General features: G+C 30.0%; 11 protein-coding genes and 3 tRNA genes. 6 read left to right on the top strand and 8 right to left on the bottom strand.

Translation table 11 applies throughout. The features are described from left to right. Positions 1-17 precede the first annotated feature (17 nt). Positions 18-1,295, top strand: a complete 1,278-nt coding sequence (locus tag BX611_RS08315; RefSeq protein ID WP_115880057.1) for a tetratricopeptide repeat protein — start codon at positions 18-20, stop codon at positions 1,293-1,295. A gap of 50 nt (positions 1,296-1,345) precedes the next feature. Here BX611_RS08315 and BX611_RS08310 read toward each other — a convergent pair whose 3' ends face one another. Together BX611_RS08310 and BX611_RS08305 are read right to left on the bottom strand one after the other, a co-directional pair. Then, a complete protein-coding gene (locus tag BX611_RS08310; protein ID WP_115880055.1) occupies positions 1,346-2,116 on the bottom strand; it encodes a C40 family peptidase in 771 nt (256 codons plus the stop codon). A gap of 9 nt (positions 2,117-2,125) precedes the next feature. Continuing rightward, a complete protein-coding gene (locus BX611_RS08305) occupies positions 2,126-3,301 on the bottom strand; it encodes an acetyl-CoA C-acyltransferase (RefSeq protein ID WP_115880053.1) in 1,176 nt (391 codons plus the stop codon). Positions 3,302-3,444: 143 nt separating this feature from the next. Between BX611_RS08305 and BX611_RS08300 the strand changes: the two genes are divergently transcribed. The 5 genes from BX611_RS08300 to BX611_RS08280 all read left to right on the top strand — a co-directional run bounded on the left by BX611_RS08300 (position 3,445) and on the right by BX611_RS08280 (position 7,296). Next, complete coding sequence (locus tag BX611_RS08300; RefSeq protein ID WP_115880051.1) at positions 3,445-4,821, top strand: hypothetical protein; 1,377 nt, start codon at positions 3,445-3,447, stop codon at positions 4,819-4,821. 55 nt (positions 4,822-4,876) lie between these two features. Beyond that, on the top strand, positions 4,877-6,931 hold the full coding sequence (locus BX611_RS08295; RefSeq protein ID WP_115880049.1) for an HD family phosphohydrolase: 2,055 nt from the start codon (positions 4,877-4,879) through the stop codon (positions 6,929-6,931). 103 nt (positions 6,932-7,034) lie between these two features. Beyond that, positions 7,035-7,118, top strand: a tRNA-Ser gene (locus BX611_RS08290). A gap of 22 nt (positions 7,119-7,140) precedes the next feature. Then, a tRNA-Pro gene (locus tag BX611_RS08285) sits at positions 7,141-7,215 on the top strand. 7 nt (positions 7,216-7,222) lie between these two features. Next, positions 7,223-7,296 (top strand) — tRNA-Arg (locus BX611_RS08280). A 663-nt stretch (positions 7,297-7,959) separates the two neighbouring features. On the opposite strand, the gene BX611_RS15300 is transcribed toward BX611_RS08280, so the two are convergent. The 6 genes from BX611_RS15300 to BX611_RS08250 all read right to left on the bottom strand — a co-directional run bounded on the left by BX611_RS15300 (position 7,960) and on the right by BX611_RS08250 (position 14,645). Further along, entirely contained in the window at positions 7,960-8,364 is a 405-nt protein-coding gene (locus BX611_RS15300) for a DUF6943 family protein (RefSeq protein WP_115880047.1), read from the bottom strand. A gap of 1,150 nt (positions 8,365-9,514) precedes the next feature. After that, positions 9,515-10,333 carry a NotI family restriction endonuclease gene (locus BX611_RS08270; protein ID WP_115880045.1) on the bottom strand — a complete coding sequence of 273 codons (819 nt, stop codon included), beginning with the start codon at positions 10,331-10,333 and terminating at the stop codon, positions 9,515-9,517. Positions 10,334-10,335: 2 nt separating this feature from the next. After that, positions 10,336-11,940, bottom strand: coding sequence for a site-specific DNA-methyltransferase (locus BX611_RS08265; RefSeq protein WP_162879988.1), 1,605 nt, complete (start codon positions 11,938-11,940; stop codon positions 10,336-10,338). A gap of 189 nt (positions 11,941-12,129) precedes the next feature. After that, on the bottom strand, positions 12,130-12,720 hold the full coding sequence (locus BX611_RS08260) for a DUF1643 domain-containing protein (RefSeq protein WP_115880041.1): 591 nt from the start codon (positions 12,718-12,720) through the stop codon (positions 12,130-12,132). A 216-nt stretch (positions 12,721-12,936) separates the two neighbouring features. Continuing rightward, on the bottom strand, positions 12,937-14,310 hold the full coding sequence (locus tag BX611_RS08255; protein ID WP_115880039.1) for a DUF3987 domain-containing protein: 1,374 nt from the start codon (positions 14,308-14,310) through the stop codon (positions 12,937-12,939). Then, positions 14,310-14,645, bottom strand: coding sequence for a helix-turn-helix domain-containing protein (locus BX611_RS08250; RefSeq protein WP_115880037.1), 336 nt, complete (start codon positions 14,643-14,645; stop codon positions 14,310-14,312). Before BX611_RS08250 ends, BX611_RS08255 begins: the two co-directional genes overlap by 1 nt. Positions 14,646-14,748 lie beyond the last annotated feature (103 nt).

The raw sequence follows: 14,748 nt of genomic DNA, 5'->3' as shown, positions 1-14,748 counted from the left end.
AGAATAAATCAATTAAAATGAGAAAACAATTATTAATTCTGTCTGCTTTTTTAATTAGTATGACAGTGTTCGGACAAAAGGATGAATTAAAAACTGCAGAAAAAGCCATTAAAAGTAGTGATTTTTCATCTGCAATAGCCGCGCTTAACCAAGCTGAAAGTTTAATTGGAGGTGCAGACCAAAAAACAAAAGCTAAATTTTATTATTTAAAAGGAATGGCTTTATATCAAAATGGAGCAAATGAAAATGTTGAAGAAGTAGGTGTAGCTTTTAATGAATTATTAGATTTTGAAAAAGAATCAAATAAACCTAAATATACGAATGAAGTAGGAGGTTTAATTAATACTTTAATTCAAAATACTGCAGCAAAGGCTTCAAGTGATTATGAAACAGCAGTTCAAACTAAAGAACCTGCAGATTATATTAAAGCAGCTAAAGGATTTTCTCAAGTATATGCTTTAAGCCCTAAAGACACTACTTTCTTAGATAATGCAGCATTGATTTATTTTTACGGACAAGACTATGAAACTTCTAAAAATACGTATGAAAAATTATTAGATTTAAATTATACAGGAATTTCAACAATTTACGTAGCTAATAATAAAGATGATGGTAAAGAAGTTACATATCCAGATAAAAAAACAATGGATTTACAAGTTAAATTAGGTATTGTTGAAAATGGAAGAGAAGAAATTAAAGATTCTAGACGTGAAATGATCTTTAAAAACCTTTCAAATAATTATGCAATGCTTGAAAATCCAGAAAAAGCTTTAGAAGTAATTGCTAAAGGAAGAGAAGAGTTTCCAAACAGTTATTCTTTATTAATTGATGAAGCTAACCTTTATTATAGAGCTGGTGATAATGCTAAATTTAAAGAAAAATTAGAAGAAGCAATTAATTTAAACCCAACTGAGCCAACATTATATTACAACGTTGGAGTAATGAATATGAATCAGGGAAATATTGATGAAGCAATAGCTAATTTTGAAAAAGCAATAGAATTAAAGCCTGATTATGCAGATGCTTATAATAATATTGGAGCAGCAATTATAGAAAAAGCAGGTCCAATAATTGAAGAGATGAATAAGAGTTTATCTGATTTTGATAAGTACGATAAATTACAAGCACAACAATTTGAAATTTATAAGGAAGCACTTCCTTATTATGAGAAAGCTTATGAGATTAGTAGTGAAAACTTAAGTATAATTCAAACATTAATGGGCTTATATGAAAACCTTGAAATGACAGATAAGTTAGATACTATAAAAGCTGTTTATGAGCAATTAAAGCAATAAGATTTGAAAATAATCTAAAAAAAAACCTCTCGATTTCGAGAGGTTTTTTTTTAGATTATTTTTTTGATTACCCTTAATTTATGGGTATGTTTTTGGTTATCTAAATTAAAAATACCACTATGGTCAATCATATCAATTCTAACTTTTCCATGTGCGTGAATTATATAATTGTCTTTCATAATAATACCTACATGAGTAATAATACCCTCATTATTATCAAAAAAAGCTAAATCTCCTGGTTCACTTTCTTCAATAAAGCTTAATACTTCACCCTGAGTTGCTTGTTGAGATGCGTCTCTTAATAATTTATAACCACATAACTTATAAACCATTTGTGTAAACCCAGAACAATCAATTCCAAAAGGGGTTTTTCCACCCCATAAATAAGGTGTGTTTAAAAACTTGTAGGCAATTTCTATTATAGATTCTTTGGATAGTTTTTTAGTAAAGATTTCTCCCTCATAATGAAATTTAGTAGTGTTTAAAATAAGATTTTGGTTGTTATAAAAAGGAAGGTTAGAACCAATACATACAGTAGAAAATTGGTTATTTTCATCAGTTGCAAAATCAATTAAATCAGCAGCTAAAGAAATTGTAGTGTTTTCTAGGTTACTGTAAGTTTCTTCGGTTATTTGTTCGTATTGTTTATTGTCAATCCAGCCTTCATAATTATCAAAAGCATTTCTAATTTTGCTCCATTTTTTTTGAGCTTCTAAAACCTTAAAATGTTCACCAAAAAGCAATTGTGTAACCATTTCTGAAGCGTCATTTTGCTCAATTCTAACAGGAATAATACTTAAATTACATATACCGTATTGCATAAACTAAAATTACATTCGTTCAATTATAATTGCGCTTGCTCCACCACCTCCATTACATATTCCAGCAGCACCAATTTTAGCATTATTCTGTTTTAATATTGAAGTAAGTGCAATCACAATTCGTGCACCAGACATACCTAATGGATGCCCTAAGGAAACAGCTCCACCGTTTACATTTACTTTATTAGCATCCAAACCTAATAATTTAATATTTGCCAAACCAACAACGGAAAAAGCTTCGTTTAATTCAAAATAATCAACATCTTCTTGCTTTAATCCTGCTTTACTATATGCTTTAGGTAACGCTTTTGCAGGTGCAGTGGTAAACCATTTTGGTTCCTGAGCAGCATCGGCATAGCCTCTAATTTTAGCTAAAGGTTTTAAGTTTAATTCTTTTGCTTTATCAATACTCATTAAAACCAATGCAGCAGCACCATCATTTAAAGTAGAAGCATTTGCTGCTGTTACTGTACCATCTTTACTAAAAACAGGTCTTAATGTTGATATTTTATCTTTATTAATATTTTTATATTCTTCATCTTCTAAAAATATAATTGGCTCTCCTTTTCTTTGAGGAATTTCAACAGGAACAATTTCATCTTTAAAATTGCTGTTTTTCCAAGCCTTAGCTGAACGATTGTAAGATTCTATTGCAAAATTATCTTGATCTTCTCTGGTGAAATTATATTCATTAGCGCATAAATCACCACAAGTTCCCATATGTTTTTGATCGTAAACATCAGTTAAACCATCAACTAAAAGTCCATCTACAACATTTATGTTTCCAAGTTTAGTTGCTTTTCTTCCAGAAATATAATGAGGAATACTACTCATATTTTCCATACCTCCTGCAATAACAATTTCTGCATCTCCAGTTTTAATAGCTTGAGCTGCAAACATTATAGATTTCATTCCGGATGCACAAACTTTATTAATTGTAGTACAAGGTACCGTGTTTGGAATCCCTGCAAAAATTGCAGCTTGTTTAGCTGGAGCTTGTCCCAGTCCTGCAGAAATAACATTTCCCATGAAAACTTCATCAACTAAATTAGGATCTAAATTTATTTTATCTAAAGCACCTTTTATGGCAATGGCTCCAAGTTTTGTAGCAGATATATTTGCTAAACTTCCTAAAAAGCTACCTATAGGAGTTCTAGCTACGGAAACAATTACAACTTCTTTCATATTAATATATTTTCAATTGCGAATTTAATCAAAATTAAGGAATCTATCCATTTTTAGAATAGAGTTTAATTTTGTAATATATATCACTTAAAATAAGTTTTAGTTTTATAAATTTCTAAATTAATAAAAAAACAAAAGATTTTATGAATTCAGCAACAGCATTTAAAAAGCATTACGTAGCAATTATTGGAGGGTCAATTTCAGGTTCAGAGGCAGCAAATATTCTTGCAAAAAATGGTTTTAGGGTTGTTGTTTTTGAAATGAATAAATTGCCTTATGGCAAAATTGAGGATGGTTTACCTAACTGGCATATAAACTTAAGGAATAGACAAATAAATGAGATAGATTCAAAATTAGACCAAGAAAATATTCGGTTTGTACCAAATACTAAAATTGGAAAGGATATTGATTTTTTAGATTTGGTTAATAATTGGGGTTTTTCAGCAATTATTTTGGCAAATGGTGCCTGGCAGGATAGAGGTTTGCCAATTTTAGAAATTGATAAGTTTTTAGATAAAGAATTGATATATCAAAATTCATTTATTTATTGGTTTAATCATAAACATGAAAAAGATTATGATGGTCTTAATTATACCATAAAAAATAATACCATTGTTGTTGGTGGAGGATTGGCATCTTTAGATGTAGTTAAAATTGTAATGATTGAACTTGTTAAAAAGCAACTATTTGTTAAAAAAGGAATTGAAGTAGATTTATTTACATTAGAAAAGGAGGGAATAAATACTATTTTAGAAGAATATAATGTAGATTTTAATGAATTAGAGATTGGAAAGGCTAAGCTTATTTATAGAAGAACAGCTAAAGATATGCCTTTAAAAACTCCAAAAGATGATACAAAAGAAAGCATTGAAATAGCTGAAAATGTTTCAGAAAAATTATTAAATAAGTATCAGGAAAAATATTTATTTGAATTTATTCCATTAAGTATTCCTGTTAATTTTGTTGAAAAGGAAAATAAATTAACAGAAGTTGTTTTTCAGAAAGTACAAGTTGAAAATGGTAAAATTAAACCCATAGAAAATAGCTTTTTTAACATTAAAACTGAAATGGTTATTTCGTCTATTGGAAGTGTTCCTGAGAAAATAGATGGGTTACAATATGAATATACTTCGTTAAAAATGAGAGAAGAAGCAGATTATCATGTTTTTGGTTTCGAAAATGTGTTTGCAATTGGTAATGCTGTAACTGGAAGAGGAAATATACAGGAATCTAAAAAGCACGGACAGCAAATGACAGAAAAAATTATAGACAAGCATTTAACCGAAGAGGCTTTTAAATTATGGTTAACAAACCATAATAATAACATTCGCAGTAAGGTTGCAGAACAGTTAAATAGTATTGTAAAAGAAATATCTGATACTAAAATTCAGCCCGAATCTATAATCCAAAAAATTATTAATAAAACAGATGCTATACACACTAAAATTGGATATACTAATTACAGTAGTTGGACACATAAAAACTTACCTGTGAGGCTTGAAGAGTTATTAAAAAAATAAAAGCGATTGCAAATAGAATAATTATTGTTATTTTTGACTTGCAAACGGATACTTCGTGAAAAAAATCATTAATAAATTACTTGTAAATCACTCCTTAATATATAAGTTGTTTTTATACGTGGCTACTATAGTTTTGGTGGTTTATTTATTTCCAAAAGGAGGACAGTTTAAATACGAATTTCAGAAAGGAAAACCTTGGGAGTATGAAAATTACTATGCTCCATTTGATTTTGCTATTCAAAAAACTGAAGATGAAATTGCTCTTGAAAAACAGCAGGTAACAGAATCTTCAAAGCAGTTTTATGAATATGATGAAAATGTTGTTTTACAAGTTAGAAAATCAATTGATGAAAAAATTGAAAATGCTTTATTGAATTCAGAATTAATTGAAGAAGAAAAAGTTAAACTTAGAGAATTAGTAAATAAAGTTGTAACTGATATTTATGAATTTGGTTATATAGAAACTCAAAATAATATAAAAAATAACAATCAACTTATTACCTTAAAAATGGGTAATAAAAGTCAAGATATTGAAGCTGATAAGTTATTTAAATCTTCACAAATTTTAAGTTTTATTAATTCAAAAATAGGGGTTCAACCGTTTACACAAGAAGAAAATATTGTTCTGAATATTATTTATGAAGAACTAAAACCCAATGTAAAGTTTGATACCATTTTTACGGAAAGAGTACTTCAAGAAAATTTAAGCAAAATTTCTTATACCAAAGGTTTGGTTGCTGAAAATGAGCGAATTATTTTTAAGGGTGATATTGTTGAAGGAGATAAATTAATAATTTTAAATTCCATTAAAAGCGAATTTGAATCGCAGGTTTGGAGCAAGTCCAATTATAATTGGATTGTTTTTGGATATACAATTTTAGTAGCATTAGCATTTCTAATGTTATTACTGTTTTTAAGAAAATATAGGCTAGATATTTTTGAAAATAATACGAAGGTTACTTTCATATTTTTTAATATTATTTTAATTGTTTTATTAATTACTTTAATAGTTAAATATGATGCTAAATATATATATGTAGCTCCAATTGTAATTCTGCCATTGGTTTTAAAAGCCTTTTTTGATGCGAGATTGGGATTATTTACCCACGTTTTAACTGTATTATTATTAGGTTTTATTGTACCAAATAGCTTTGAATTTATTTTTCTGCAAATAATAGCTGGGATAGTAACTATTTTAACAATTTCTGAATTGTATAAAAGAGCTAATTTGTTTATTTCTGTAATTCAAATAACCTTTGTTTATTTTGTATCTTATTTTGCTTTTTCAATAATTCAGGAAGGAAATGCACAAAATTTAGATTGGGAAAAGTTTATTTATTTCTCTATAAATGGTGGCGCTACACTATTTGTTTTACCATTAATTTATGTGTTTGAAAGATTATTTGGATTAGTTTCAGATGAGTCTTTAAAAGAACTTTCTAATACAAACTCAAAGCTTTTGCGTGAATTAGCTGAGAAAGCACCAGGTACTTTTCAACACTCGTTACAAGTTGCTAATTTAGCAGAAGCATCGGCAAATGAAATAAATGCAAATTCAATGCTAGTTCGTACAGGAGCTTTGTACCATGATATTGGTAAGATGATAAATCCAATGTATTATACTGAAAATCAATCTACAAATGTAAATCCACATAATGAATTAACACCAAAAGATAGTGCTCAAATAATTATTAATCATATAATTGAAGGTGTAGAATTAGCGAAAAAACATAGATTACCAGATAGAATAATTGATTTTATTAGAACACATCATGGTACTACATTGGTATATTATTTTTATAAAAAAGAGGAGGAACTTAGTGGAGGAAGGGCAGATGTGTCTAATTTTCAATATCCAGGACCAATACCTTTTTCAAAAGAAACTGCAATTTTAATGATGTGTGATTCTGTTGAAGCAGCATCAAAAAGTATTAAAGAGCCAAGTGCTCAGGCTTTTGATAATTTAGTTGAAAAAATTGTAAATAAACAAATGGAGGAGGGGCAATTTATGAATGCAGATATAACATTTAAAGAATTACAGACCATAAAAAAAGTATTAAAAAAGAAGTTAAAGAACATTTATCATCTTAGAATTGAATACCCTGAATAATTAACTTAATATTTTATTTAAAAAAAATTGAAAAATGTTGTGTAAATGCATTTCTAATGTTACATTTGCACTCGCAAAAATAAGTTCATAAGCATATTTTTTAGGAGAGGTGCCAGAGTGGTAATGGAGCAGATTGCTAATCTGTCGACGGGTAACTGTCGCCAGGGTTCGAATCCCTGTCTCTCCGCAAAATTTAAGATAACCATTTTCGGGGTGTAGCGTAGCCCGGTTATCGCGCCGCGTTTGGGACGCGGAGGTCGCAGGTTCGAATCCTGCCACCCCGACAATAATGGTCGCGTAGCTCAGCTGGATAGAGCATCTGCCTTCTAAGCAGACGGTCACAGGTTCGAATCCTGTCGCGATCACAAGAGAATCAAGGCTTTACAGAAATGTGAAGCCTTTCTTGTTTTTAAGTTGCATAATATTTGCATAATAAATCTTTGTTAAGAAGTTTAAACAACCCTACCCACCTTTGTTTAAAACTCCATAAACAACTAATCTTAAGACTCAATCAATAGTTGACGTGTTATTATCAATCACTAGAAGTCTAATTTCTTAAACAAGTGTAAAAGTATTTTATATGAATGCTACCCCTACACCCGTTTGGACTTAACTGCATATAATCGACCTACCTTCGAAGTTGTATATAATTCCTTTTTCCATAGTCGTTCGACCGGGGGGCTACAGGGAGAGTGTGGCTTTATGTGGATCGCTCATATACTCCCTGTTGAAATTTAGTAGTATAGATATAAAAGCAACCTGTAGATGTAAATTAAGAGATTATTTTATAGGTAAGGCTGTTGAATTATGGGGCTCTTATAGCTTCTTTTTAAGGTATCTATTAAAGCTTAGGAGTAAGAACTACAATAATAAGGAGGAACAGATATAACATCGGTATATGGGGTGAAAATAGCCTCACAGAAGTGCACTACCCCTCGAATATCATATAATAAAAAACTAATAATCAAAAGGGGGTGGCATAAATAGGTGGCGGGTACTTTTTAGTATGTGTAAATAACCTGTTACTATCAGGTTCGAAGTAATGCAATTTTTAACTGTCCTATCGTTTTAAGTTGTTGCTTTAGATTATCTTCATAGTTGATTATTTTCATTAACTTTCTAACTTTTAGCTCCCAATTATCTTTTTCATAATTCTGTAGAGCTGTATTAAGGACTTTTCTTACATCATCTATGCGAATGAAAGGAATAACGCTCCCAATGATGTAATATTTAAAACACTCTCCTACCTGTAATGATTGACATAAATAGTATAGTATTTCTCGCTGTTCATTTGTCTCTGTAGTTACAACGAAGCAATTAGGTATCGGGTTATGAAGAGCTCTACCACTATTCAAACCTTTATTTTGAATGAAGTAATGTGGTTGATTGTAGGTGCTACCTTTCTTGTAGGATTTGATCGTGTAGTTTAGCATACTATTTACTTTTAAATGTTAATGGTTCATTTTTAATTTTGAATCGAAATAGAAAAAAGGCTATGCTTGTTATGTGGCTTTTGTACAAGGTTATTGGAGAAAATACTACCTGATTTATAAAGTTGTTTTGGAAGCATTTTGTATTAAGGTGGAGATTTTCTCCAAAACCCGCAGGGCTTGACCTTTTACAAAATGAGGCGGCTGGAGATGGTAATAACTTAATTTTGCCGACTTTTTATTTCTGTCAACAATTAAATGTTAGAATGTTTATCTAGTATGAATAATTACTACAGAAGGTAATTGCTATCAACTAATATCCTCAGAATCCTCAACTTCCTTAATATCCTCAGTAGTATAATTTACTCTTAACAAATGAATACCAATGCTCCTTATTTAAAAGAGGGTAATTGCGAAGCAGAGCCGAGCCCAGCACGAGCTGACCGAAACTGTTAGAAAAGAATAATATGTTGAGTTCCGAATAAATATTTTTTCTAACTACGTGGTACACGCTGGTGGCGCTGTTTTTGAAGCGGCTGGAAAGACAAGTGCTGTAATTGAAGGAAGCTATTGAAGGATGGAGTGTAGGTGTACATCTTACAGTTATCTTAGTTTAATGAGGGTGAGGATTTTGAGGAAACTAAGGAAGTTGAGGATATAGAATAACTGTTGATGTTAAAACTACTTTAGAGTTGGCTGAAATAGCTGAATGAGTGCGCTGCTCTTGTGTGCGTTTGCAATAGGTTTTAATAACGAATGAAAGAAGTGGTTAAATTCTATGCAAAATGGATGCTATCAAAAACTGTGATCACCAAATAGGTTGAGGGAAAAAGCGGGCTCGGTCAGTATGAAATAGCGGTTTCCTCTTAATAAAAGGTCTTGCGTAGCATATCCTTAGAAGATCTTAAGAGTAAAGTAAGCTATGTGTCTCCGAATAGAGTAGCGTATGAAGAAAAGCAAATGAGAGAGCTACAATGAGCACCAGCTGGAGCACAAATTGTAGTAGAACGAATGTTAAGTACAAATTAGACGTAGGAGAATTTTTAATTATGCTTTACGAAATTAAGTGGATCGACTGAGGAACTCCATATTACCCAACGAATGTTTGTCAGTTATATACATCTAGCCAAGAGTTGTATCATTTTTTATTCAATTACTTAAAGGATAAACCTAATTTTAATTCTATTTTCTCTTCTAATTTATTAATAAAACTATCAATACTTGGTGTAGGTTGATGCGTAAATGCTTTTATAAGGTTTGATATTGTTGTTGATTTTTTTCTAATTAACTTTAGATTATATAAATTATCCTTTAGTTCTAAATCATAAATATGATATTTAGTATTGTCTTCTTCGGTATAATCTAAATCAGCTAAATTAAATCTATCTACCATATTGTCAAATACAAAATCTTGCATAACCCAAAATATTTTTTTATCCCAAGATTCCATAACTTGCCCTTTAATTAACATTTGAATATAAGATAATTTTATAGTATTATATGTATTCATACCAAAACTATAATTTTTATTCTTTAAGTCATCTCCATTCATAAAATCTTTCAAAGCATTAACCAGTTTACCAGTTCCCGTAGTAGAATCTGACTGAAACTCTACTATACAAAAATCTTCAACTTCACTACTAATAGGTTTATGCTTTACTAAAACAAAGTCAAAAGTCCCAACATCTTTTAGTCTAACTTCTTTAAACAAAAGAACATTGTCGGTGCTACCAAATGCACTAATACAAATGTTAGTAAAGACAATATTATCCTCTAGGAATCTATTCGGGCAAATTATCGGTTTTTTCCCACTATGATTTACAGAGCAAACACCCATCGGGTAGTTTATCATTCTACTTTGCTTGTCACATATTTTTCCAGTGAACCGACAATTGTAGTAGTTAACTGCTTCCTGTGCATTATCACTATCATTGTCGAGTGGATAAGTGAAAATTTCATTTGGATTTCTCATAATTATTTTTTTAATATTACTATTTCTTCTGGTAGATCAACGTTATGACCAGTACTTCTTCTTATTCTAAAAAGTTCTTTTTTTCCTTCAGAATAACCAAGCTTATTAGCCATTTCAATCAAAATATCACATACAGGAATATATACTCCCTTAATTGTTTGATCACCAACAACCAATAAAAAGTGTCCATCTTCTTTCATTAAAGGAAGAAACTCTTTTAAGCATAAATACATATCACCAAAATACTCTCTAACCATTCTAGGGTAATCAAATCCCCAATTTTTATCTTTTGTTTGCTCATAAATTAAATCAGAAATTTCCATAACACTTTTAAATTTCTTTATATGTTCAGCAGAATTACTTTCTTTATAAATCAATTTAGTACTCCCTTTTACCATTTTTCTTTTAATCTGTTGAACATCGTCCATATTCTCGACAAAATCTAAAAGATATAATTCCAACCGAGTTTGGCGAGTATATTCGAGATCATTTGGGTATGGTGGTGAAGTAACTAAAAAATCAATTGACTTTTGCTCTATATATTTGGATGCATTAAGACAAGAGTCATTAATTATTTGAACATCTTTAAAATCTATATTTAATTGCTGAAGTTTTATTAAATCATTGTATACTTCTACAACTTTATCAGTAAAAATATCCCAAAATTCATCTTTATCTCTAAAAGGATAAAAAGTCGTGCCTGGACAAAAGGCCACAAATGAAGCATCAAGAGCTGAACGTGACATCGATAACAATAACAGTTTTCTAATTCCTTTATTTTTTATTGTTTTGATGTGATTTTTCAATAAAACTACCTCTTTTTGTAAACCTAAGCTTAACCATTGATTGAGTTCCTTTTTTGGCATTTTATCAAGAAAATCTTTGTCAATATTTAAAGTGTCAAAATGATGAATATCCTTTAAAAATTTTTTTGAGATTCTTAAAACTTCTTTTTTAAATGTTGTTAAATCAATATCCCAATTTGTTTTTACCTCAGAAATAAATGCCATTAATGGGTTAGCATCAAAACCATAAGACCTAATATTAAACATTTTAGATGAAACATTTGTCGTTCCACTTCCTGCAAATGGTTCTACTATGAGGGAAGATTCATTTAATCCATATTCTTTAATTTTTTCTTCAATTAAATAGTATGGGAAATCTTCTAGATAATTATACCATCTATGACATATACCGCCATTATTATACTGACTAATTGTACTATTACTATGATTATCGTTGTTAAAAAGTGTAGTTTTATTATGTAATTTGTTTTTCCTTCTTCGATTCGAATATTCTAATGAAAGAATATTCTCCGAATAAATCTTGTGAACATAATCATTCTTTTTAATAATAGAATTGAATAACCCTAATCTTTCTTCAGGAATAGCATAACCTTTATCTAAATCACCAATTAGAAATTTTTTAGTATTTAACGCTTTGATCGCATCATTTAAGATCTTACTGTTTGGTTTATAATCCGTAACCTTGTAAATATTTTCTAACGATGTTTTTTGGTTCAGACTAATGTCTATATATATAATTTGTAGAATCTGTGATTGTAAAAATGGTAACTTATTGGGACTAATTAATTTTTCTTTTATCAAAATCTTTGTAATATAAAAATGTAAAACTTAAGCGGCTAATTTAGTCATTTTAATTTTCTTTTTTGGTTACAATTCAAGATTTAGATTTTTTACATAAAAAAATTATTTAATTGATAAACTAATTGAAAAGTAAAGCTACTTATTGATGTAGAACTAATATTAAGCCGATTAAAATTACTAATGGGCTAATCAAAGTATTAATTGCTTCGAGACAACTTCAACCCATTCTTTTTGCTTTATATATATTGGAGGTAGTGGATGGTAATAAGCCCAATTAGTATTAGGCTTTAAAATACCGTAGGTGTTTGAAGCATTACACGCCGCTATAGCTTTTACAGCTAAAGGCTTTAAATGATCATTTACTCCCCAGCCATAGATTACAGGGATATTAGGTATCCATAAGCTGTTAAAATCTTCTTTTCTGCTATCATCAAATATAGAGTGTGCAATACCTTTAGCCTCTAACTCTGCCATTTTCTTATAAAACAAATTACTCTTTGGCTCACGGATATCTGATAGGTTTAAAACTCTGCAATATTCATATCCAGCATTCAACATCACCTCCATTATCTGGCTCTGAGTTCTGTCAGGTATAGCTTCAGAAGCTATGGTATTATTATCTATTCCGTCAATACTTCTGGAGCTACCAGGGTTCATCATTACTACCATTAAATCAGGTGTTTTAGGGCTTTTTTTTACTTTTTTAATATCTAAGTACTTTCGGAATTTATAGCCTTGTAATTCGTAGAAAAGGCCGGTAATTTTGAATTTATTTTTCATTGATTTTATTTATGCTAAATTAATAAATTATCATAGGAATTTATAGTGATTTATATTATATTTGTTACTGGAAGACAGACTATTAGTTTGTCGATCTTTTTCATAGCAATTTACCCACCTCTCTAAAGAAGTGGGTTTTTTTATTGCCATTTGGACTACTTAGGAATTACAGGATTCTGAGGGTTTTAAGGATATTTCCTTTATTTCCTCAACTTCCTAAGATTCCCCATCTTCTGGAAATAAAGTATTTATATAATTATTGTGCGACTTTTTATATAAGATGCCGTCCTTCACTAATTTTGATATATAACCTTCGGCTGTTTTATCTTTAATCCCTTTGTTTTTTGCGATACTAATATAATCTTTCCGAGAAAATGTTTTCGGTAATGCTTCAATAAACTCTTCCTTCGAACTTTTATGACCAGCTGGTTTCTCTACTTTATTCAAAGTAAAAAATACTTTACGACTATGATGTGTAAGAATTGGGATCATTTTAAGAACGCTATCATAATCAATATCTGAACATTCTCTTTCATTAGGTACATCACTACCATCTTCCATTATTCTAAGTGTTGTTAGAATCATTATAAGCCTAAAAGAAATAAGTCCCAATCGTCTTACATTAGCAATAAATCCATCTGAATCGATATTTTCATACTTTGCTTGTAATTTAGAGAAGTATTCAAATGATTTCTCACCTTGAACATCACTAATACTAATTTTGATTTCATCGCTATCATTAAGCAATTTATAAAACTCAAAGAAGTTATCCCCTAATTTCTTGTATTTTAAATCAAGATCCTCAGTATCACTTTTATCATATGGGTTAATCCATTCAGATTTCATAACAAGATAATAAAACATAAACCTACTAAATAGGCCATCTTCAGCTCTTGGTATTAAAGAAATAACCTGCCCAGGTGTTCCGGATAATACTACAGATAATTTTGGTTTTTCAATCTCAACATACTCCCGATCAGTTCTTCTGAAATATGTTATTGGTTCGTGATGAAATGCTTTTCTAAATCCATCACTATAATCTCCATAATCTGACTTAAATGCTTGTGTTAAGGTATCTCCTTCTGTTTCGAAAATAATACCCTTTTCATCATTATCATTGAGTAATTGAAACATCCCTGTACTACTATTATTAGCGGGAATAAACAACATTTTTTCTGTTGGTTTTTTTGGTCTAACTAAGTCACTATTATTTTTCTTGTTCTTATTATAATATGCAAGATCTTTTTTGTAATCCTCATTTAGAGATTCCATTTCAGCTCTTAAAGATTTATGTATTTTATTTATGATCAACCTTGACTTATTTAATTTCCCTTTTCCTGAGGAAGCAGGAGCTGTTACAAATAAATACAAATTTGAATAGACTTTATCCTTATCATAAATACCATAAACTTTTGGGATGCACGAACTGATACTTGTAATTGCGCCTAATAAAAGCATATCTCTTTCCTGATTTGAAGTTGCGTGTGAAACAGCGTCTTGCAGAAATTGAGGAAGTTGAGGATATAAGGTGTCTGGAAAAGTAGGTAATTTATCTTCATTACCTTGATTTTTATTTGTCGAATTATCCATTATGCAATTTTTTTATAGTTAGATAAATAATTGTTGGCTTGATCTTCAATCTCTCGGTCTGAAAGAACCTTCCCCGACTTAATGTAGCTAGTAAGTTCTTCTCTAGAGAAATAAAGTCTTTTGCCTTGTTTCATAACAGGTAGTTCTCTTTTGCTAACCTTGTTGTACAAAGTAGCTTTAGATAAGTTTAAAAAAGTTGCTGCTTCTTGAATGTTAAGAAGATCGTTTTTCTTTTCAGTAGGTTTCGCAGATTGGAGCAACATAGTAATAATGTCCATCTTTGCATTTAACTCTTGCACTGCTTCAGGCAGTGAGTCGATTGTTAATTTTAACATAATTGATTATATTTTTATGTCAGACGCTTAATTGCGTTGACACGGCAAAATTACATAAGTAACTTACTGATATATAACGAATTATGTTACGAGTTTACGAGAA

It is taken from the genome of Lutibacter oceani, assembly GCF_003384935.1.
Lineage (GTDB): Bacteria > Bacteroidota > Bacteroidia > Flavobacteriales > Flavobacteriaceae > Lutibacter > Lutibacter oceani.
This window is presented reverse-complemented; position numbering and strand designations above follow the sequence as displayed.